The 20,784-nt window shown below is 70.6% G+C and carries 16 protein-coding genes; 13 read left to right on the top strand and 3 right to left on the bottom strand.

What is annotated here, in order from left to right:
• The first annotated feature begins 22 nt into the window (after positions 1-22).
• The 6 genes from CRP56_RS14535 to CRP56_RS14510 all read left to right on the top strand — a co-directional run bounded on the left by CRP56_RS14535 (position 23) and on the right by CRP56_RS14510 (position 10,150).
• Positions 23-1,483, top strand: a complete 1,461-nt coding sequence (locus CRP56_RS14535) for an FG-GAP-like repeat-containing protein (protein ID WP_097264030.1) — start codon at positions 23-25, stop codon at positions 1,481-1,483.
• Positions 1,484-1,522: 39 nt separating this feature from the next.
• Complete coding sequence (locus tag CRP56_RS14530) at positions 1,523-3,031, top strand: FG-GAP-like repeat-containing protein (RefSeq protein WP_097264028.1); 1,509 nt, start codon at positions 1,523-1,525, stop codon at positions 3,029-3,031.
• 179 nt (positions 3,032-3,210) lie between these two features.
• Positions 3,211-4,761 carry an alkaline phosphatase D family protein gene (locus tag CRP56_RS14525; RefSeq protein ID WP_097264026.1) on the top strand — a complete coding sequence of 517 codons (1,551 nt, stop codon included), beginning with the start codon at positions 3,211-3,213 and terminating at the stop codon, positions 4,759-4,761.
• A 261-nt stretch (positions 4,762-5,022) separates the two neighbouring features.
• Positions 5,023-6,522 (top strand): bifunctional cytidylyltransferase/SDR family oxidoreductase, encoded by a 1,500-nt coding sequence (locus tag CRP56_RS14520; protein ID WP_097264023.1) that lies wholly within the window; start codon positions 5,023-5,025, stop codon positions 6,520-6,522.
• Positions 6,523-6,677: 155 nt separating this feature from the next.
• Positions 6,678-8,729 carry a CDP-glycerol glycerophosphotransferase family protein gene (locus CRP56_RS14515; protein WP_257040786.1) on the top strand — a complete coding sequence of 684 codons (2,052 nt, stop codon included), beginning with the start codon at positions 6,678-6,680 and terminating at the stop codon, positions 8,727-8,729.
• Between the two features lie 206 nt (positions 8,730-8,935).
• A complete protein-coding gene (locus CRP56_RS14510; protein WP_257040785.1) occupies positions 8,936-10,150 on the top strand; it encodes a glycosyltransferase family 2 protein in 1,215 nt (404 codons plus the stop codon).
• On the opposite strand, the gene CRP56_RS14505 is transcribed toward CRP56_RS14510, so the two are convergent.
• Together CRP56_RS14505 and CRP56_RS14500 are read right to left on the bottom strand one after the other, a co-directional pair.
• On the bottom strand, positions 10,128-12,167 hold the full coding sequence (locus CRP56_RS14505) for a hypothetical protein (protein WP_179851305.1): 2,040 nt from the start codon (positions 12,165-12,167) through the stop codon (positions 10,128-10,130). The two genes, CRP56_RS14510 and CRP56_RS14505, sit on opposite strands and share 23 nt — an antisense overlap.
• A gap of 218 nt (positions 12,168-12,385) precedes the next feature.
• Positions 12,386-13,783, bottom strand: a complete 1,398-nt coding sequence (locus CRP56_RS14500) for a polysaccharide pyruvyl transferase family protein (protein WP_097264016.1) — start codon at positions 13,781-13,783, stop codon at positions 12,386-12,388.
• 182 nt (positions 13,784-13,965) lie between these two features.
• Here CRP56_RS14500 and proB point away from each other — a divergent pair, with 182 nt between their 5' ends.
• From proB to CRP56_RS14475, 5 genes are all read left to right on the top strand, one after another.
• Positions 13,966-15,093 (top strand): glutamate 5-kinase, encoded by a 1,128-nt coding sequence (proB, locus tag CRP56_RS14495; RefSeq protein WP_097264013.1) that lies wholly within the window; start codon positions 13,966-13,968, stop codon positions 15,091-15,093.
• A 214-nt stretch (positions 15,094-15,307) separates the two neighbouring features.
• The gene (locus CRP56_RS14490; RefSeq protein ID WP_097264011.1) at positions 15,308-15,766 is read left to right on the top strand and encodes a hypothetical protein; all 459 of its coding nucleotides are present in this window, start codon (positions 15,308-15,310) and stop codon (positions 15,764-15,766) included.
• Positions 15,767-15,856: 90 nt separating this feature from the next.
• Positions 15,857-17,143: a glutamate-5-semialdehyde dehydrogenase gene (locus tag CRP56_RS14485; RefSeq protein ID WP_097264009.1), complete on the top strand. Its 1,287-nt coding sequence runs from the start codon at positions 15,857-15,859 to the stop codon at positions 17,141-17,143.
• A gap of 93 nt (positions 17,144-17,236) precedes the next feature.
• Positions 17,237-17,815, top strand: coding sequence for an SCO2584 family spore wall biosynthesis protein (locus CRP56_RS14480; protein WP_441349495.1), 579 nt, complete (start codon positions 17,237-17,239; stop codon positions 17,813-17,815).
• A 100-nt stretch (positions 17,816-17,915) separates the two neighbouring features.
• Positions 17,916-18,989 carry an SCO2583 family membrane protein gene (locus CRP56_RS14475; RefSeq protein WP_097264004.1) on the top strand — a complete coding sequence of 358 codons (1,074 nt, stop codon included), beginning with the start codon at positions 17,916-17,918 and terminating at the stop codon, positions 18,987-18,989.
• 115 nt (positions 18,990-19,104) lie between these two features.
• Here CRP56_RS14475 and CRP56_RS14470 read toward each other — a convergent pair whose 3' ends face one another.
• Positions 19,105-20,190, bottom strand: coding sequence for a M48 family metallopeptidase (locus CRP56_RS14470; protein ID WP_097274050.1), 1,086 nt, complete (start codon positions 20,188-20,190; stop codon positions 19,105-19,107).
• Between the two features lie 125 nt (positions 20,191-20,315).
• Between CRP56_RS14470 and CRP56_RS47580 the strand changes: the two genes are divergently transcribed.
• Both CRP56_RS47580 and CRP56_RS47575 read left to right on the top strand, forming a co-directional pair.
• Entirely contained in the window at positions 20,316-20,477 is a 162-nt protein-coding gene (locus CRP56_RS47580; RefSeq protein ID WP_097264001.1) for a hypothetical protein, read from the top strand.
• 114 nt (positions 20,478-20,591) lie between these two features.
• Positions 20,592-20,756 carry a hypothetical protein gene (locus tag CRP56_RS47575; protein WP_097263999.1) on the top strand — a complete coding sequence of 55 codons (165 nt, stop codon included), beginning with the start codon at positions 20,592-20,594 and terminating at the stop codon, positions 20,754-20,756.
• The last annotated feature ends 28 nt before the right edge of the window (positions 20,757-20,784 follow it).

Raw genomic sequence — 20,784 nt, 5'->3', positions numbered from 1 at the left:
CACCTCGATCAACCGGAGCACCATGAGCAAGCGCAGGCTCGCCCTCGCGGCGGCCGTGGCGGTCACCGCTGCCCTCACCGTCCCCGTGGCCGCGCAGGCCGCCGATGCCGGGCCGGCCGCGAGCAGGCTGCACGACGACTTCAACGGCGACGGCTATCCCGACCTGGCCATCGGCGCCCCGCCGAAGACGAGCGCCGGCACGAAGCCGGGTTCGGTCACCGTGCTGTACGGCTCGGCGAACGGTCTGTCGACCTCGCGCAGGCAGGTGCTCGACGACTCGAAGGTGTACGACGAGTCGCACCCGACCGGGTACGGCACCGACCTGCAGAGCGCCGACCTCGACGGCGACGGCTACGCCGATCTGCTGTCGTTCATCCAGTGGGCTCCGGTCGACGGTGACCGGGGCAACACGGTCACCGTCAACTGGGGTGGTCCCAAGGGCCTTTCGGCCGACCGGGACAACCTCGTGCGGCTGCCCGACTCGGTCTGGACGTACGGATTCACCGTCGGGGACGTCGACGGGGACAAGCACCCGGACGTGATCACGCTGGGCAACGAGTACGGCGTCGAGGACGGCTACGGCGACGTCCTGAACGGCCCGTTCGACCGCTCCGGCAACCCCGCCCGCACCTCCACGTTCACCATCGACACCGACAACTTCCAGATCGCGAGGACGATCGCGGCCGGTGACGTCAACGGCGACGGCATCGCCGACCTCGCCGTGGGCGCCGTGGACAGCGAGGAGCCCGACTCCCGCAAGACCGCGCTGCTGCTGGGGAGTTCGCGGGGTCTCGCCGCCCCGATCTGGCTCAAGGACCCGAACGGGCGCCGCATGGGCGGCGAGGACCTGGCGATCGGCGACCTCAACAAGGACGGCTACGCCGAGATCGTCATCGGCCACTCCATGGACGTCTACGACAGCGACGTCGAACTCCCCACCAGGGGCGGCGCGTTGGGCGTCGTCTACGGCGGCCCGAACGGTGTCTCCACCACCCGCAAGCCGGTGTGGATCAACCAGGACACCGCCGGCGTGCCCGGCGCCGGCGAGCGCGGCGACGGCATGGGCACCGGCCTGTCCATCGGCGACACCGACGGCGACGGCTATCAGGACGTGGCGACCGGACTGCCCGGCGAGGACCTCGGCACCCTCGCCGACGCGGGCAGCGTCCTCGTGCTGCGCGGCGGAGCCCACGGTCTGACCGGCACCGGTGCCAAGACCTTCCACCAGAACACCACCGGTGTCCCCGGCACCGCCGAGAAGAACGACCGCTTCGGCACCGCGACGACGCTCGTCGACGCCGACGGCGACCACAAGTACGGCCTGGTCGTGGGCGACCCGGCGGAGAACGCGAACAACGGTTCCGTGTGGGTCTTCGCCGCCACGTCCGGCGGCATCACCGCGAGCCGCTCCTTCACGTTCGGCGCGGCCACGGTGGGCGTGACACCGACCGGGGCGCGGTTCGGGACGTCGCTGGGGGACTGACGGCGTCGACAGCAACGTAGGACGACAGGGGAGGAGCAGATGAGGGGACGCAGAGGCAGATGGGGCGCGGCGGTCGCCGTGGTCCTGGCCGTCACCGGGGCCGCGGTCCCGGCGGCGGCGGACTCCGGGGCCACGACCGTGCGGCTCCAGGACGACTTCAACGGTGACGGGTACGCCGACCTCGCGGTGGCCGCGCCGGCGGCGACCGTGGGCGGCAAGGCCAAGGCCGGGTACGTCGCGGTGCTGTACGGGTCGGAGAACGGGCTGACCACCACGGGCCGAAAGGTGTTCACGCAGAACACCGCGGGCGTGCCCGGCAGTGCGGAGGCGGGCGACGGCTTCGGCTCCGCGCTCGACACCGCCGACCTGGACGGCGACGGCTACGCGGACCTGGTGGTCGGCGTCGGCGGTGAGGACACCTCGGCCGGTGTCGACGCCGGGCTCGTCGAAGTGGTGTGGGGCGGCGCGCACGGGCTCGCGGGCGGTGCGTCCGTGGCGAGCGGGAAGGCGCACGACCAGCTCGGCGCGAAGGGCCGGCTGACCGTGGGGGACATCGGCGACGACGGCTCCCCGGACGTGGTGACCGTGGCGAACCAGCACGATCTGCGGGTCCTCAAGGGCCCGTTCACGCGCGGCGGCGCGTACGGCGGCGAGGTGCTGGTGCCGGACCGGTACGACAGCCGCGTCCTGGACCTGGCCACCGGCGACGTCAACGGCGACGGCCGCACCGACGTCGTCGGCGCCGAGAACGACGCCGAGGAGTTCGACTCGCGCCGGGTCGTGTACTGGCTCGGCAACGGGACCGGGCTCAACCCCTTCACGCTGGTCTACGACATCGACGGCGCCGGGCTCCAGGGCGGCGAGAGCCTCGACGTCGGGGACGTGAACCGGGACGGCTACGACGACATCGTGGTGGGCCGGGCGATCGACGGCTACCCCAGCGACCACGACGCCTATCTCGCCAAGGGCGGCCGCGTCGCCTGGATCCCGGGCACGCCCGACGGGCCGGACGGCGTGGAGAAGGCGCAGTTCCTCAACCAGGACAGCCCCGGGGTGCCCGGCACCGCCGAGAAGGGCGACCGGTTCGGCACCGACGTGCAGCTCGGGGACGTCGACGGGGACGGCTACCTGGACGTCCTGACCGGGGTGCCCGGCGAGGACCTCGGATCCGTCGCCGACGCCGGTGCCGTGGTCGTGCTGAGCGGCCGGGCCGACGGGCTGACCGGCGTCGGCTCCCACCAGGTGGTCACGCAGGACAGCAGCATGGTGCCGGGCACCGCCGAGAAGGGCGACGCGTTCGGCACGGCCGTCCACCTCGGGGACGCCAACGGCGACGGGCTGGCCGACGCGGCCGTCGGGGCGCCGGGGGAGAACGCGAACACCGGGTTCGTGTGGTCCTTCCGCTCCAGCGAGTCGTATGTCGTCGAGCCGGGCGGTGTCCCGCTGCCGGCGACGATCGTGGCGCCGAACGGCACGACGGCCTTCGGCAACACACTGCTGGGGACGACGGCCACGGGCGCACGTCTCGGCAGCGGGTTCGCCTACTGAGCCGAATCGTCTGATCATCCCTCAGACCCGTTGTGGCCACGGCGAGTTCGTGTGTCGCGACGGGTCTCCTGTTGTCTGCTCAGTTGTCATGTGCGTGCATCCCGGCGTTCAGCGGGTGGACCGCCCCGGAGCATGAGCTTCCTGTGTCCATGAGGCCAGTGAGGCAAGGGAGTTCGCTGATGACCGGAGCTGTTTCGCCCGACCGCCGCCGCTTTCTCACCGCCGGGGCCGCCGTGCTCGGCGCCGCCGCCTCCGCCCAGCTGTGGCTGCCGACCGCCGCCCGGGCAGCCGAGACCCCGCTGCCCGACGGGGTGTTCAGCCTCGGTGTGACCTCCGGTGACCCGCTCCCCGACGGCATCGTGCTGTGGACGCGGCTCGCCCCGGACCCGCTGAACGGGGGCGGGATGCCCGACCGCGTGGTCCCCGTGGAGTGGGAGCTCGCCGAGGACGAGCGCTTCAGAAAGACCGTCCGCCGTGGTGTCACCCAGGCCCGGCCCGAGTACGGGCACAGCGTTCACGTGGACGTACGGGGCCTGCGCCCGGGCCGTGACTACTGGTACCGCTTCCGCACCGGCGGCCAGCTCTCCCCGGCCGGCCGTACCCGCACCGCCCCGCACCCGCACAGCAAGGGCGGCAGCCTGCGCGTCGCGCTCGCGTCCTGCCAGAACTGGCAGCACGGCTACTTCACCCCGTACGCCGACATGCTCGCCCAGGACCCCGACTTCGTGCTCTTCGTCGGCGACTACATCTACGAGTCGACGCCGTCCTCGACGGGTGTCCGCCGCCACGAGGGCACCGGTGAGCCGTACAGCCTGGTCCAGTACCGCAACCGCTACGCCCAGTACCGCACCGACCCCGACCTCGCCGCGATGCACGCGAACGCGCCCTGGGTCGTCACCTTCGACGACCACGAGGTCGACAACGACTTCGCCGGCGAGATCCCGCAGGACCCCGACAAGCAGACGCACGACGCCTTCGTGGCCCGGCTGACCGCGGCCTACCAGGCGTACTACGAGCACATGCCGGTCCGAGCGACCGCGGTGCCGAACGGGCCGCACATCCAGATGTACCGGCGCCTGGAGTTCGGCCGGCTGGCCCGGCTCAACGTGCTCGACACCCGGCAGTTCCGCAGCGACCAGGTGACCGGCCAGGAGGCCGCGAAGGACCCGTCGCTCACCATGCTCGGCGCCGAGCAGAAGGAGTGGCTGCTCGACGGGCTGCACGACTCGCCCGCCCGCTGGAACCTCGTCGCCTCGCAGATCATGATGGCCGAGACGGACATCCTGCCGGGCGAGGGCAAGCAGTGGTACTACGACGCCTGGGACGGCTACCAGGCCGAGCGCAACCGGTTCCTCGCCGAGTTCGAGGACGTCCGCAACCCGGTCGTGCTCAGCGGCGACCGCCACCTGACGATGATCAGCGACCTCAAGAAGGACTTCGCCGACCCGGACTCGGACGTCGTCGGCGCCGAGTTCGTCGGCACCTCCGTCTCCAGCAACGGCGACCAGGACCAGGCCGCCTTCCACGCCCAGTGGGACCCGCTGAAGGCGGACAACCCGCACTGGAAGCTGATCGACGCCCACCGCGGCTACCACCTGTTCGACATCGACAAGCACGGCATCGACGCCCAGGTGAGGGTCGTGGACACGGTCCGGCAGCCGACCGCGACGGCGAGCACGCTGGCCGCGCTGCGGGTGGAGGCGGGCCGGCCAGGAGTGGAGCTCGCGTAAGCGCTTGGCATGTCCGTGTGACGACGGGCCCGGGACACCTCTGTGTCCCGGGCCCGTCGTCACACACAGCAATACATAATTCCTGTGGAGTTACTCACAGCAATTCCAGGGTGCTCACCACAACCGTCTCCTCAATCACCAGGAGTACAAGGTGAATGACAGATGGCGCGCACATATGCGGCGGACGGCGCTCACCTTGCACTGCGGTAACCCCAAGTGGGACCATTTCCTCGTTCCCTGTCGCCCCGAGGTAGGTCACCTGTGTCCCAGCACATCGCCAAGCCCCGTACCACCGCAGTGATCCTGGCCGGCGGTACCGGTCAGCGCGTGGGTCTCTCGATCCCCAAGCAGCTGCTGAAGATCGCCGGCAAGGCAGTCATCGAGCACACCCTGACCACCTTCGAGAACGCCGACTCGATCGACGACATCATCGTCCTGATGGCGCCGGGCTACGTGCCGGACATAGAGAAGATCGTGGCCAAGGCCGGGTTCACGAAGGTCAAGAAGATCATCGAGGGCGGTTCCACGCGGAACGAGACCACCGAGCGCGCCATCGAGGCGCTCGGCGAGGGACTGGCCGACGGCGAGGACCTCAACGTCCTGTTCCACGACGCCGTTCGCCCCCTGCTCTCGCAGCGCGTCATCGACGACTGCGTGGTCGCCCTGGAGCGCTACCAGGCCGTCGACGTCGCCATCCCGTCCGCGGACACCATCATCGTGACCCGCACCCACGGCGAGGACGGCGAGTTCATCACCGAGATCCCGGACCGCTCCCGGCTGCGCCGCGGCCAGACGCCGCAGGCCTTCAAGCTGTCCACGATCAAGCGGGCCTACGAGGTCGCCGCCGGCGACCCCAACTTCCAGGCCACGGACGACTGCTCGGTCGTGCTCAAGTACCTGCCGGACGTGCCGATCCACGTCGTCGCGGGCGACGAGTACAACATGAAGGTCACCCAGCCCGTCGACGTCTTCATCGCCGACAAGCTGTTCCAGCTGGCCTCCACCGCCGCGCCCGAGCAGGTCTCCGAGGAGGCCTACCGCGAGCTGCTGACCGGCAGGACCATGGTCGTCTTCGGCGGGTCGTACGGCATCGGCAAGGACATCGCCGAGCTCGCCGAGTCCTACGGCGCGAAGGTCTACGCGCTGGGCCGCTCCACCACCGGCACGCACGTCGAGAACCCCGAGGAGGTCGACGACGCGCTGTCCAAGGCGTACGCCGAGACCGGGCGCATCGACTACGTCGTCAACACCGCCGGCGTGCTGCGCATCGGCAAGCTGGCCGAGACCGACAACGCGACCATCGAGGAAGCGCTGAAGGTCAACTACCTGGCCCCGGTGCAGATCGCCCGTTCGTCGTACAAGTACCTGTCCGAGACCAAGGGCCAGCTGCTCCTCTACACCTCCAGCAGCTACACCCGCGGCCGCGCCGAGTACAGCCTCTACTCCTCCACCAAGGCCGCGATGGTGAACCTCACCCAGGCCCTGTCCGACGAGTGGGCCGGTGACGGCATCCGGGTCAACTGCGTGAACCCCGAGCGCACCGCGACTCCGATGCGCACCAAGGCCTTCGGTCAGGAGCCCTCCGGTTCGCTGCTGTCCTCCGAGGTCGTGGCCCGTACGTCGCTGGACGTCCTGCTGTCCGAGCTGACCGGACATGTCATCGACGTCCGCCAGCAGGACCCGACCGCCGCCGCGGGCAAGGCCTCCGGCTTCGAGCAGGCGCTGGCCTCCGTTCTGGACCGTCAGGACGGCGTGGCATAATCAACTGCAATTAGACATCTGTTATTCAGGCCTCTGTGTCTGCCCGTTATCGGAGCATTCGCAGGGGCCTGAATCAGTACCTCTCGCGAATTCCTCACATTTTCGCCGCACCACCGAACAAAACCGGCACTCCCCCTCCAAGAGCAGGTTCCTCCGTGATAACCAGAGCCATTCGCGTCGCCCGGGTGGGCAGTGCGGCCGAGCTGGCCGCGGCGGCCCTCATGATCCTGGGCTTCCCTGTGCTCATGCTGGCCGCGCTCGTCCCGAGCGTCCCCGCCTTCGCGGCCGCGGCCGCAGTGACGTACCTGGCGGACCACTATCTGCATCGCAAGAGCAGCTATCTGATCAACCGCCTGAGCAAGGTGCGCGCGGGTCTGTCGATCCGCTTCCTGATCCGGCAGCTGCTGCTGATCCTGCTGCTGGCTCGCCTGGATCTCGCGGACGGCATCATCTTCTACGGGGCGGTCGCCTGCTTCATCGCGTTCTACGGCCTCCAGGCCCCGCACGGCGCCCTGGTCACCCTGATCCGCAACCGCCGCCGGATGCCGGTCGCCACCCGCAACGTCGACCTGGCCGCCCGGATCCGCATCCCGGACGCCCCGCCGCGCCGGCTGCTGAACCGCTCCGCGGAGAAGATGCTGCACCTGGACCTGTTCGCCGTCGTCGGTGTGCTGGTCTCGGCGTTCATGGACGACACCCTCGCGGCGTTCATCGGCATCGGCGCGACGATAGGGCTGGGCACGCTGTACGTCGTCGCCCTGATGCCGTACGTCCGCGGCAGCAAGATCCCGCCGAACGCGGAGAAGGTCCTGGCCGCGGTCGACGACTGGCTGGCCGGCTACCGGCCGGAGACGGTGCTGTACTTCTCCGGCTCCAAGGACTCGGCGTACCAGGTCAACATGTGGCTGGAGACCATGGAGCAGCTGGACTCCAAGCCGCTGATCATCCTGCGTGAGCGGGCGATACTGAACAATCTGGCGCCGACCACGGTCCCCGTCATCTGCGTGCCCGGAGGGGTGCACCTGATGAACATGGACCTGTCGAACGTGCGCGTCGCGCTGTACGCGGCGAACGTCGGCAAGAACATCCACCTGCTGCGCGTGCCGACCATGAAGCACGTCTTCATCGGCCACGGCGACAGCGACAAGCTGGCCAGCGTCAACCCGTTCAGCAAGGTGTACGACGAGGTGTGGACCGCCGGCCGTGCGGGCCGCGACCGCTATGCCATCGCCGACGTGGGTGTCCGCGACGACGACATCGTGGAGGTCGGCCGCCCGCAGCTGGCGCCGATCCAGACCTGGCAGGGCGTGCCCGACGGACGTATCCCCACCGTGCTGTACGCGCCCACGTGGGAGGGCTGGGACGGCAACCCCGGCAACACCTCCCTGGTGCTCGCCGGCGAGACCATCGTCAAGAAGCTGATCAAGGCCGATCCGCCGGTCCGCGTCCTCTACAAGCCGCACCCGTTCACGGGCACGGTCAGCAAGGAGGCGGGCGCCGCGCACGCGCGCATCACCGCTCTGGTCGAGAAGGCCGCCGCCGAGCGCGCCACCGACGCCCGCTTCACCGCGGACGCCGCCGCCCAGGCGCAGGCCAAGGCCGAGCTGACCCGCATCGAGGCGCGGATCGCCCAGCTGGCCGGCAACGGCGGCGAGAAGGGCGACGAGGCCGAGGCCACCCGTGACGGGCTGGTCGACGTGGCCAAGCACGAGGAGATCGCGCGGCTGCGCGCCGAGTGGAACGACACCTACTGGCGTTCCTTCGGCACCCACGAGCACCGCGTCATCACCGGCGCCGAGCCGCGGCTGTACGACTGCTTCAACGTCTCCGACGCGATGGTCTCCGACATCTCCTCCGTGGTCTCCGACTTCATCGCGAGCGGCAAGCCGTACGCGGTGACGGACTCCGCGGAGCTGGGTGTGGAGGAGTTCAAGCGGCAGAACACGGCGGTGCGGGCGGCCACGATCCTGTCCAACAGCGCCGCCGAGCTGGGCGAGCTGCTGGGCGCGGTGCGCGACCCCGCGGGCGACCCGCTGGCCGAGGACCGCAAGGAGCTCAAGCAGTACCTGCTGGGCCCGGACGAGCCCACGTCCATCGAGCAGTTCAACACCGCGGTGGCGGACCTGGCCCGCAAGGCCGACACCCGCAACGTCGGCCAGGAGTCACGGGCGGCGGCCTCGGCCGCGGAGGCCGCGACCACGGCCTGACCCGGCGCCTGACCCGGCGGCCTGGCCCATTCGGCCCAGGGCCCGGTTTTCGAGGAGTGATTCTCGAAAACCGGGCCCTTTTGCGTATCTGAGAGGGGAACGGTCGTTGTAGTCCGTGACCTGCCTCACAAATGTCCTGCACAAAGACAACCGCTTACGCCATTAGACCGTCTGACTGATTGTGAATATGAGGATACGGGGGAAATGTGACCCAGCCTGATGTGACCGTGGTCATCGGCGCCTACGAAGCGATGCCCTATCTCGTCGAGTGCCTCGCCTCCGTCGAGGCCCAGACCCTCGACCACGCCCGCATCGAGGTCATCGCGGTCGACGACGGCTCCACGGACGGCACGGGGGAGTGCCTGGAGCAGTTCGCGGCCCGCGCGGACATGCCGGTCACCGTCATCCGCCAGGACAACTCCGGCGGCCCCAGCGGCCCGCGCAACGTAGGCCTGGACAAGGCCGCCGGGCGGTACGTGTTCTTCCTCGACGCCGACGACCGGCTCGGCCCCGAGGCGCTGGAGCGGATGGTCGCGATGGCCGACCGCAACGGCACGGACGTGGTGCTCGGCCGCGTCGAGGGCATCAACCGCAAGCCGCCGCAGTCCATGTGGGGGCGGACGCTGGAGCGCACCGACGTCTGGTCGTCCAACATCAAGTTCACGCTGAGCGCGCAGAAGCTGTTCCGCCGCGAGCTGCTGAACCGTCACAGCATGCGCTTCGACGAGTCGCTGTGGACCGGCGAGGACGCCCTGTTCACCATGGAGGCCTATCTGCGGGCCGACGGCGTCTCCCTCATCGACGACTACACCTGCTACTACCTGGTGGGTCGCGACGACGGCAAGCACGTGACGAAGGGCGGGAGTTACACCCTGCGCTTCGACTCCGCTCGTGCCCTGATGACCCTCATCGCCGACATGCTCCCGCCGGGCCCGCGCCGCGACATGCTCATGGTCCGCCCGTTCGTCGTCACCCTGCTCCCGCAGTTCGGCCCCAAGTACCTCAAGGACAGCGAGACGGTACGACGGCACAAGTTCGAGCTGGCGAAGCCGCTGCTGGACGCGTACTGGACCGAGGAGGTCGCCCACCGGCTGCGGGTCGAGGAGCGGCTGCGGATGCACGCGGTGGCCGAGCAGCGCCCCGAACTCCTCCTGGACTTCCTGGAGTTCCAGCGGGCCAGGAAGGAGCCCGAGGCGCTGCTGGAGAAGCGCGGCCGCCGGGTCTACTTCGCCTACCCGCACTTCCGGGACACCGCCGTCGGCATCCCGGACGCCCGCTACCTCGCCGAGCCCCGCGAGGCCCGCGCCGTCCCGGGCTACCGGGAGGGCGGGTTCGACTCGTTCGTGCGACGGGCGGTGCGCAAGGCGCGCCGGTCGCTGCCGTCGCGGTCCCGGGACGTCAGGCCGGCTGCGGCGGCGTGACGGCGGACGGGTCCTCGGCCGGCCGGGGCGTGGGGATCTCCGCGGCCAGCCGCTCGGCCATCCGTGCGCGATGGTCCCGCGCCGCCGCGCACAGCGTCTGAACGGCCGCGTTGAAGCGCTCCTGCGAGGACGGCTCGTCAGGGCCCAGCAGATGCCGCTTCAACTCGGCCCGCGCCTCGGCGAGTTCGTCCTTCTCCGGATGCCGTACGGCGTCCAGCAGCCCCGGCACCCCCGCCGCGTCCGGCGTCAGCACGGTCGCCGCCCGCACGGTCGGGAACGCCTCCCGGAAGGCGTCCTCGCCCAGCCCGCTGGTGTTGGCCACCGCATAGGGCTTGCCGCTGGCCAGGAAGTCGCTGACGACGCTCGACACATCGCTGACCAGCAGATCGGCCCGGTTGAAGCAGGCGTACAGCGCGGGCCGGGTACCGGTGACGATCTGGTGCTCCCACTCCGGCAGCGACGCCCAGTACGCCGCCTCCCAGGCCGCCGTGGCCCGCTCCACCGCCCTGGCCCGCCCCCGCGGCGGCGCGGACTGGAGCATCATCCGCTCCACCGAGTCGGCGCTGGTCCGGAAGTCGGCGGTGGTGAGCCGGTCCAACTCCTCGGTGCACCGGGCCAGTTCACCTCCGGTCGTGGGCCGCGCCCCGGACCGCGCCCGGTTGGCGGCCCGGATCAGCTCCCGGATGCGCAGATCGGCCGCCCCCGCCCGCGGGTCCACCGACCCGGTCAGCGGATGCGGCTTGTAGAGCAGCCGTACGCCGGGATCGGCGAGCAGCGCCCGTACGAGGTTCTCGCCTGCCTCGATGACGGAGGTGTTGCCCGGATTGCCGTCCCAGCCCTCCCAGGTGGGCGCGTACAGGACGGTGGTGTACGTGCCCTTCGGCGGGCCCGCGTACGGCCGTACGGCCTCCAGCTGCGGCCGTCCGATCTCCCGCACCTCGCGGTCGTCCACGCCCACCTCGGCCAGCGCGTAGCGCTCCCGTGCCGCCGGGCCGGCCACCCACACCTCGTCGTACGCCTTGGCGTAGGGGTTGCACGAGGACAGCTTGTCGCTCTCGCCGTGGTTGACGAACGTGTGCTTGAGGGTGGGGATGCGCAGCACCTGGGAGGTCTTGCCGGAGTTCGACGGGTGGATGAGGACCTGGAGCGTGGAGTGCTCCAGGCGCATCAGGGTGGTGACCTTGGGCAGGCAGATGATCGGCACGTCGGTCGCGGCGATCTTCTGCACCATGAAGCGCTCGCGCAGCACGATGACCGGCCGCCCGTCGAGCTGGGCGAGCGGCTCCAGCCACATGTTCGCCTGGTAGGCCGAGGACGCGCCGCCGGAGAAGTAGAGGCCGACGGTGGGCCGGTAGTCGGCCAGCCAGGCGTCGAACCAGTCGATGACCTGCTGCTCGCTCGCCGGGCGACGGCTCGGCAACAGCCGCAGCAGCAGCTCACCGAGGCCGAGCAGTCCGAGGACGAGGGACACCGCGAGCCCGCCGGCCGCGGCGGCCGGATGGTCGGTCGCCGCCGTGGCCGCCAGGCCGAAGGTCGCGGGCAGTCCGAACACCAGCAGCCGGTGCCCGGGGCGGCGCAGCAGCAGCGCGGGCGGGGCGGTCGACAGACGGAGCGCGGAGGCGTCGATGTTCCGGGTCACCACCGGCAGCGTGCGGGTGCGGCGGACCAGCACGGAGACCGCCTGGATCGCGCAGTGCAGGGCGTAGAAGAGCAGCAGCGCGGCGACGATCGGCCCGTACACCCCCTCCCGGTCCTGCTCGCCCACCCGCAGCAGGCCCGCCACCAGCAGCAGGTCCCGCAGGACGTGCCGGACGGTGATGTCCGCGTGGGACTTGGCGAACACCGTCGCCATGCCCCGCTGCCAGCGGTGCAGCACCCCTTCACCGGCGACCGAGGCGGCCGTCGCGACGAGCAGCAGCGGCACGTCCGGGACGAACGCGGCGACGGCCTGGGCGGTGATGGCGGCGGCCAGCAGGGCCGTGACGAGGACGCGGGGCGCGGCACGCCGCAGGGGCAGGCGCCTGCGCCGCGGGCGGCTCTTGGGGCTGTCGGCGGAACGCTTCAGCGGGCGTCTGAGGCGGAGCAGCCGGGGTCGGCGGAGTCTCTTCGTGGGCACGGCGTCACTCCAAGGTCGTCAAGGACGTGCGCCTGGGTTAACGCCCGCCGACCACTGGACGACACGCGCGTGTCCGGGCGCCTTGGGGCGACCGTGGAGTGATAAGACGCCTGGTCCGCTCAGCGGCCCGACTGAAGCGCCCGGCGGATCGGGGCGCCGACGACCCGGCGGGCGCGGCGGTAGACCGACGGCGCCGGGATGATCCCGCCCGTTCCCCCCGACCGGGAACCGGTCTTGGCGCGGGCCAGATCGCGCTTCAAGCGCTCGTTGTCCTGGGTCAGGTCGGTGATCGTGCGCTGCATGAACGCCATCCGCGTGGCGAGCGAGCCGAGGTCGGCCTCCAGCCAGGGGCGGACGCCCGCCGGGAACGACAGCTTCCGCAGCCGCTCCTCGAAGGCCGCGCCGCCGTCGCCGTGCGTGAAGGTGTTCTGCAGGCCGTTGCGGTCGAGGAAGCCCATGAACCGCTCGTAGCGCTCGTGGTGACCGCTCATCAGCTTGGTGAAGTCAGCGTCCTCGTACAGCTTCGCCGGGTCCAGGTCCGCGGGCACCTTGTCGATGCGCAGGTGCGGGATGTCGAAGTAGCGGCACAGCTCCAGCGTCCGGGAGTCGCCCGAGAGCACGGTCGCGGGCGTCCCGGCGAGCAGCGCGGCGATGTTGCCGTGGATGCGGGAGCCGAACGAGTAGTCGAAGCCGCGCAGGTCGTCGATCCAGGTGACCGGGTCGATGTAGACGCGGACCTTGTCCTCGGCGTACATCGGGTGGTCGGGGTGCGTCGGTATCGCCTTGACCTTGGCGTTCGGGTCCGACAGGTCCCGCCAGTGCAGCTGCCGCGCGTCGGACAGGTTCTGGCCGATGAAGCGCAGCCGCGGGTACTGGGCGTGGGTGCGCTCGATGACCTTGCCCAGGCCCTGCTTCCGGACGGCACTGTGCGAGCCGTTGATCGCGATCCGGGACTCGGCGGTCAGCTCCGGCGCCCGCTTGTGCACGGCGAGCTCCTTGCCGTACATGAACAGCGACGGGCAGCCGATCACCTCGACGTCCCGGAAGCCCATGTCCTTGAGGTACTGCTCGGTGAACTCGCCGCGCACGCCGATCGAGGCGCTGCGGTCGAGGACCGCGGAGACGAAGTCGCGCACCGTGGGCTCGATGGGCTTGAGCCGCGACGGGTCGTAGTTCAGCCCGGTCTGCGCGCCGACGCCGGCGATGACGACCGGGATCTTCAGGCGTCTGATGAGCCGGGTCAGCCGCTTGAGCGCGGGCTCGAACGACGGACGGAAGGCGTTCGCCAGCGGTACGACGAAGGCGTCGTACTCCGCGTTGATCTGGTCCGCCGATGCCACGTCGGTCCTCATGCCGTTCGACACCACCTCGGTGGACGGCGTCTGGAGGATCTTGTGGGCGGCGTCGCTGAAGATCAGATTGCCCGAGTTGGTGGCGATGACGTCGCGCTGGAGGGCTTCCTCCACAGGGACGACGTCGAACGGACTCTTACCGGACCTTAGGAGAACGCGCTTCACGGCGTTCAACCTAAGTTGGCACGTTCTTTGATTTCTATACGGAACGCCTACAACCTTTTTGCCGTATGCGACGCGTGAGCAAACGGTCACGTCCTGGTGTGTCCGGGGGCTGAAACGCCGAGGCGGGCGCAGGGGCGCTTCGCGTAGATTGCTGGCACGCTGCGCAGAATTGGAGAGTGCAAGTGGCCGGGGCAAGGCAGGGTGTCGTAGAGGCCCGCAGGATCGTCGTCAAGGTGGGCTCCTCGTCGCTGACCACCGCGTCGGGAGGGCTGGACGCCGACCGCGTCGACGCGCTCGTCGACGTCCTCGCCAAGAGCCGCAGCGGGGGAGAGAGGGAGGTCGTCCTCGTCTCCTCCGGTGCCATCGCCGCCGGACTCGCCCCGCTCGGGCTGCGCCGCCGCCCCAAGGACCTGGCCCGCCAGCAGGCCGCCGCCAGCGTCGGCCAGGGCCTCCTCGTCGCCCGCTACACCGCTTCCTTCGCCCGCTACGGCGTCCGCGTCGGCCAGGTGCTGCTCACCAGCGACGACATGAGCCGGCGCTCCCACCACCGCAACGCCTCCACCACCCTCGACAAGCTCCTCGCGATGGGCGCCTTCCCGGTCGTCAACGAGAACGACACCGTCGCCACCGACGAGATCCGCTTCGGCGACAACGACCGGCTCGCCGCCCTCGTGGCCCATCTCGTACGGGCCGACCTGCTCGTGCTGCTCTCCGACGTGGACGGCGTGTACGACGGCGACCCCAGCAAGCCCGGCACCTCGCGGATAGCGGAGGTACGCGGACCGGCCGACCTGGCCGGCGTCGAGATCGGCAGCAGCGGCAAGGCCGGCGTCGGCACCGGCGGCATGGTCACCAAGGTCGAGGCCGCCCGGATCGCGGCCGCCGCCGGCATCCCGGTGGTGCTCACCAGCGCCGTGCACGCGGCCGACGCGCTGAGCGGCGCCGACACCGGCACCTACTTCCACCCCACCGGCAAGCGCTCCGCCGACCGGCTGCTGTGGCTCCAGCACGCGTCCACCCCGCAGGGCTCGCTGACCCTGGACGACGGCGCGGTGCGGGCGGTGGTGCAGCGCCGCACGTCGCTGCTGCCGGCCGGGATCGCCGCCGTGGACGGCGAGTTCAACGCCGGGGACCCGGTCGAGCTGCGGGACGCCGAGGGGCGTGCGGTGGCCCGGGGGCTGGTCAACTTCGACGCCAAGGAGATCCCCCAGCTGATCGGCCGCTCGACCCGGGAACTGGCGCGGGAGCTGGGGCCGGCCTACGAGCGGGAGGTCGTGCACCGGGACGACCTGGTGCTGCTCCAGCCCTGAGGGCTTCCCCAGGGGGCGCCGCCCGGCCGGAAGGCCGCGGCCCGGCCGAAAACAGGGGGAACGCCCTGTTCTAGGGGTCACCCCCAGGTGGACGTTCCGCAAAAGTGCCACGCGAGCCTTTGCGGCCTGCTCAACTTTGTCTCAGGGACACATTCCGCAGGACCACCGTGTGGGTCACTGGGATCACTGGGTAAAGGAGGCCGTCGTGAGACGAGTGCGCCCTGGGGCCGCGCCCCGTGGTGGTGCCAAGGAGGCCTCGTCCCGAGCGGCCGGTGAGGAGCGCCTCTTGACGAGCGTCGCGGCCGGCGACCGCTACGAGGAGCCGGCCGAGCTGCCCCGGCTGTGGCACGTCACCCTCAGCGTCTCCGGCAAGGAGGCCCCGCTGAAGGAGGTGCGGCGCGGACTCGAACAGCTGGCCCACGACCACCCCTTTCTGCTGACCAGCCGCTACGCCAACGACCACGCGGAGATCCGCTACTGGGAGGAGGCCCGCGACCTCCACGACGCCGCCGCCGTCGCCCTGCGCCTGTGGGGCGAGCACCGCCAGACCGCCCAGCTGCCGCCCTGGGAGATCGTCGGCCTGGAGGTCATCGACCGCGAGACCTACCACCAGCGCGTCGCCGAGGGCTACGGCCCGGCCCCGGCGACCCCGGTAGGGGTTCACCCCTTTTGACCTGCATCGCTCGATAGCGGCGCATTGGCCCCGTCTCGCGGTGCAAGACGACGGGGCCCTCACCCCCGTACGGCGCACTACCCTTCCCTCATGACCACGCTCTCGCCGTACGACTCGATGTCCCCGGTCACCCAGGCCGCCTACCGCGCCAAGGCCGCCGCCGCCGACCTCGCCCCGCTGCCGCGGGCCGAGAAGGACGACGCGCTGCTCGCCATCGCGGACGCGCTCGAGGTCCGTACGAGCGAGATCGTCGAGGCCAACGCCAAGGACATCGCCAAGGCCCGCGAGGCCGGCACCAGCGAGACCGTGATCGACCGGCTGACCCTCACCCCGGAGCGGGTGCGCGCCATCGCCTCCGACGTCCGGGACGTCGTCGCGCTGCCCGACCCGGTCGGCGAGGTCGTCCGCGGCTCCACCCTCCCCAACGGCATCGACCTGCGCCAGGTCCGCGTCCCGCTCGGCGTCGTCGGCATCATCTACGAGGCCCGGCCGAACGTGACGGTCGACGCCGCCGCCCTCTGTCTGAAGGCCGGCAACGCCGTGCTGCTGCGCGGCTCGGCCTCCGCGTACGAGTCCAACACCGCCCTCGTGCGGGTGCTGCGGGACGCCGTGGGCGGGGCGGGGCTGCCCGCCGACGCCGTGCAGCTGGTGCCCGGCGAGAGCCGCGAGAGCGTGCGCGAGCTGATGCGGGCCCGCGGCCTGGTCGACGTGCTCATCCCGCGCGGCGGCGCCTCGCTGATCCGGACCGTCGTCAGCGAGTCGACCGTCCCCGTCATCGAGACCGGCACCGGCAACTGCCACGTCTACGTCGACGCCCACGCCGACCTCGACATGGCCATCGACATCCTGATCAACTCCAAGGCCCAGCGCCCCAGCGTCTGCAACTCCGCCGAGACCCTCCTCGTCCACCAGGACATCGCCCCCGAGTTCCTGCCCCGCGCCCTGGACGCCCTCGCCGAGGCCGGCGTCACGGTCCACGCCGACGACCGGGTGCTGGCCTACGCCAAGGAGTCCAAGGCGACCGTCGTCGAGGCCACGGCGGAGGACTGGGAGACCGAGTACCTCTCCTACGACATCGCCGCCGCCGTCGTCGACTCCCTGGACAAGGCCGTCGAGCACATCCGGCTGTGGACCTCCGGCCACACCGAGGCCATCGTGACGACCTCGCAGCAGGCCGCCCGCCGCTTCACCCAGCTGGTCGACTCCACCACCGTCGCCGTGAACGCCTCCACCCGTTTCACCGACGGCGGCCAGTTCGGCTTCGGCGCCGAGATCGGCATCTCCACCCAGAAGCTGCACGCCCGCGGCCCGATGGGCCTGCCGGAGCTGACCAGCACGAAGTACATCGTGACCGGGGACGGGCACGTGCGCCGCTGAGGCGCACGCCCGTGCGGACGGGAGCCGTCTCACCCAGCGGATGAATTTCCATACCGTCTGCCCAAATTGACCCCCCAGGTCTACTCTGGATCCGTGCCGGAGGACGTGGGGGGTACGCCGTTCCCTGACGGCTGGGAGCCCGACGACGACCACGACCGCGGGGTGTCGGACGAAGAGTTCGCCTCCGTGGTCTTCGACGAGGCCTTCATCCGGGCGGCCGTGGTGCACGAGCCGACCGCCGTCGAACGCCTCCTGGCCGCCGCCCAGGCGAGAGCGGAGGCCTCCGAGGCCGAGGCCCGCCGCGCCCACAGCCGCGGCGAGCGCTACGACGACGGGTACGGCACCGACGGCCGCGCCGGTTTCGGCCATGATCCCGAGCTCGACGACCTGGACGACACGGACATCCTCGAAGGCCGCTACGGCGCCCCGGGCACGTACGGCAAACAGGTCCGCTGGCACCGCCCCGTCGCCTGGATGCTCGCGCTCGTCATGGGCATCGGCATGGTCGCGCTGGCCTTCACCGCGGTCTACCGCGGCGCGTCCTCGAACAACCGCGACCAGGTCCCGCCCCCGCCCGCCACGACCGGTCTCGAACAGGGCCGCACGGCGTCCCCCTCCGCCTCCGCCGAATACTCCCAGCCGGCCTTCTCGGCGACCCCGAAGACGCCCTGACGGCTTGCCGGCCATCCGCTGACGGTCCTGGTGAGAACCTGTCAGAACTTGTCGTGCGGCAGGGCGTTTACCTGAGCTCCCGGAGACCTACTCTGAAGATATGGGAGGGCCTGGAGAACCACCTGAGGGTGCACCCGAGGGCGGCCCCGGGGGTGGTGAGGACGAGTACCGATCCGTCGTGTTCGACGAGTCGTTCGTCCGTGCTGCCCGGCTCCAGGAGTACTCCGCGCAGGAGCGCATGGCCGACCACGCCCCCGCCGTCCGACGCCGCCCGCCGATGCGCCGGGGACTGTCCCGGCAGGCCATCGCCCTCGTCCTGCTGATCGCCCTCGCCTTCGGCACGGCGATCTACATGGGCGTACGGCACCCCTACGAGACCCCCGCCGCGGTACGGGACGTCTCGCTGCCCCTCCAGACCACCGTCGTCCCGCTCGCCCCCGTCGGCAAGGTGCCGGGCGCGACCGGCCCCGAGTACCTGTACGACCACAGTCCCGCCGCCCAGTTCCGCATCGGCGCCGCCGGGATCACGCTGCCCGCCGCGCGCGACACCTCGCACTTCTCCGAGACCCAGGTGATGAGCGCGCTGGACACGGTCAAGGAGTACCTGGTCCGGTCCGCGCTCTACCCGGAGGTGCTCACCGGCGGCGAGACCCGGCCCGTCCGCGTCCTGCTCCCCGCCGACCAGCACCTTCAGTTCGACGAGAGCCTGAGCCATCCGGCCGCGGACGGGCGGCACGCGGTGACCGGATGGCTGGTTCGCTTCGACGCCAGGAGCGTGCGGCTGGCCGACCCGCAGATCCGGGTGCGCGGGACGCTGGCCGTGAGCGAGACCGAGTCCACGATCCTGGAGGTGACCGCGGACCACACGTACGTGTACGCGCTGCGGCCCGCCGGGGGCGACACCAAGGCGAAGGCCTCGCTGTTCACCGTCCGGCGGGAGCTGCACTTCCGGTTCGACCGGGAGGACGTACGGCTGCATCAGGCACAGCTGTCCACGTCGTATGTGCAGGCCGGGCCGTTGTCCTGCGGTGACAACGCGGCGGACGTGCTGAGTCCGCTGCTGGCGGGGCAGACGGCGAAGGCGGGTGGGCCGGTGGGGACCGATCCGTTCGCTACGGATCGGGCTACGGCGGTGTGCGGGACGTTGGCTGCGGGGGCTCTGCCGAAGCCGTAGGGCCTAGGCGCCGTTGGCGCCGTTGGGGTTCCGTGGTGGGGCGGGTGCGGGCTGTGTGTGGCTTGTCGCGCAGTTCCCCGCGCCCCTGGGCGGCGTCAGTCCCTCCCGGCGATTTTCAGTCTTCGTCCGCTTCCCTCGGGGGCTGGTCCTTCGGGTTGGTGGTGGTGAAGCCGCCGAAGCCTCGGCGGACCCGGCCGCCCAGGTCGCCCGCGCCGCCCGCGATGTCCGTGACCAGCTTCATCAGCGGGTCCTTCGAGCTCTTGACGTTGGTCGCGTAGCTCGCCGCCGACTCGCGGAAGGAGTCGGTGACCGACGTGTCCTTGTCCTCGGTGCGGCGCGGGTAGTGGCCGTCCATCAGGCGCTGGTAGTCGCGGGACTCGGACCACTTCTTCAGCTCGGCCGCGCGGACCGTGGTGAAGGGGTGGCTGCGCGGGAGGACGTTGAGGATCTTCAGGACCGAGTCGCGCAGGTCGCCGCCGGCCTCGTACTCCTCGGCCTGCTTCAGGAACGCGTCCACGTTCATCTCGTGCAGGTGGTGGCCGCCCGCGAGCTTCATCAGGCCGCGCATCGAGGCCTGGAGGTCCTGGCCGACGAGCAGGCCCGCGCGGTCCGCGGAAAGCTCCGACTTGCGGAACCACTCGCGCAGCGCGGTCACGATCGCCATGATCGCGAGGTTGCCCAGCGGGATCCACGCCACCCTCAGCGCGAGGCTCGTCAGGAAGAGCAGGATGGTGCGGTAGACGGCGTGGCCGGACAGGGCGTGCCCCACCTCGTGGCCGACGACGGCCCGCATCTCCTCCTCGTCGAGCAGGTCGACGAGGCCGGTCGTCACCACGATGATCGGCTCGTCCAGGCCGATGCACATCGCGTTCGGCTTCGGGTCCTGGCTGACGTACATCGGCGGGACCTTCTCCAGGTCCAGGATGTAACAGGCGTCCCGCAGCATGTCGTTGAGGTACGCGAACTGCTGGTCCGAGACCCGCACCGAGTCGGACAGGAACAGGAGCCTGAGGCTCCGCTCGGGCAGCAGGCCGCTGAGCGCCTTGAAGACCGTGTCGAAACCGCTGAGCTTGCGCAGCGCCACCAGGGCGGAGCGGTCGGCGGGGTGTTCGTACGCACGCGAGGAGATCCCGGGGAAGCGCCTGCGCTGCCTGCTCGGGACGTTCTCGTGTCCGTTCTGCTCGTGGCCGTCGTCGGACATGTCTTCCCCCATGTGCGTGAGTGTGGTCCTTTGCGGACCCTTGTGCGGCCCTTTGCGCCCCCCGAGGCAGAGCCCAGCCTAGGCGGAGATACCGTGGACGGGCAGTACAGCGAAGGAGTCCCGTCATGGAGCACAGCCCCGCGTCCGCCTGGCTGACCGAAGCCGCGAACGCAGCCCAGCAGGAAGGGTCGGGGTATCTGCTCCGGGTCGTACTGGTCGTGATGGTGGTGGGCTGTGTGCTGACCGCGTGGTTCCTGCTGCGGGGCTACAAGCAGAAGGACGACTGAGCCGGGCCGGAAGTTCCGTCCGGTGCGCCAACGGCGGAGTCGGCGTGATCGCCGCCGAGCCGCCCGCTTACGATGGGCCGACATCTTTATCCCGCCCACATCGGATAGGTCCAGATGAGCTTCCACAGCACCGCTGCCCAGTTGGTCACCCTCGCCGCAGAGGGCGAGGAGCACGGCGGCAACCACGAGAGCCTGAGCCCCTACCTCACCGGCGGTGGCGCCTTCGTCGTCCTGCTGCTCCTGCTGTGGATCACCACCCGCTTCAACCGCGACCGCTGAGCGGCCGAGGAACCCCGGGGGAGACCGG

It is taken from the genome of Streptomyces sp. TLI_55 (assembly GCF_900206255.1).
GTDB classification, from domain to species: Bacteria; Actinomycetota; Actinomycetes; order Streptomycetales; family Streptomycetaceae; genus Streptomyces; species Streptomyces aquilus.
The sequence above is the reverse complement of the archived record's forward strand: the minus strand, read 5'-3'. Positions and strand labels throughout refer to the sequence as shown.

Bases quoted from the DNA above. Each gene is read 5' to 3' on its own strand.
- CRP56_RS47575 (WP_097263999.1), top strand. From the start codon at position 20,592: ATGAGCTTCCACAGCACCGCTGCCCAGTTGGTCACCCTCGCCGCAGAG.
- CRP56_RS14475 (WP_097264004.1), top strand. From the start codon at position 17,916: ATGGGAGGGCCTGGAGAACCACCTGAGGGTGCACCCGAGGGCGGCCCC.
- CRP56_RS14535 (WP_097264030.1), top strand. From the start codon at position 23: ATGAGCAAGCGCAGGCTCGCCCTCGCGGCGGCCGTGGCGGTCACCGCT.
- CRP56_RS14470 (WP_097274050.1), bottom strand. From the start codon at position 20,190: ATGTCCGACGACGGCCACGAGCAGAACGGACACGAGAACGTCCCGAGC.
- CRP56_RS14485 (WP_097264009.1), top strand. From the start codon at position 15,857: ATGACCACGCTCTCGCCGTACGACTCGATGTCCCCGGTCACCCAGGCC.
- CRP56_RS47580 (WP_097264001.1), top strand. From the start codon at position 20,316: ATGGAGCACAGCCCCGCGTCCGCCTGGCTGACCGAAGCCGCGAACGCA.
- CRP56_RS14525 (WP_097264026.1), top strand. From the start codon at position 3,211: ATGACCGGAGCTGTTTCGCCCGACCGCCGCCGCTTTCTCACCGCCGGG.
- CRP56_RS14530 (WP_097264028.1), top strand. From the start codon at position 1,523: ATGAGGGGACGCAGAGGCAGATGGGGCGCGGCGGTCGCCGTGGTCCTG.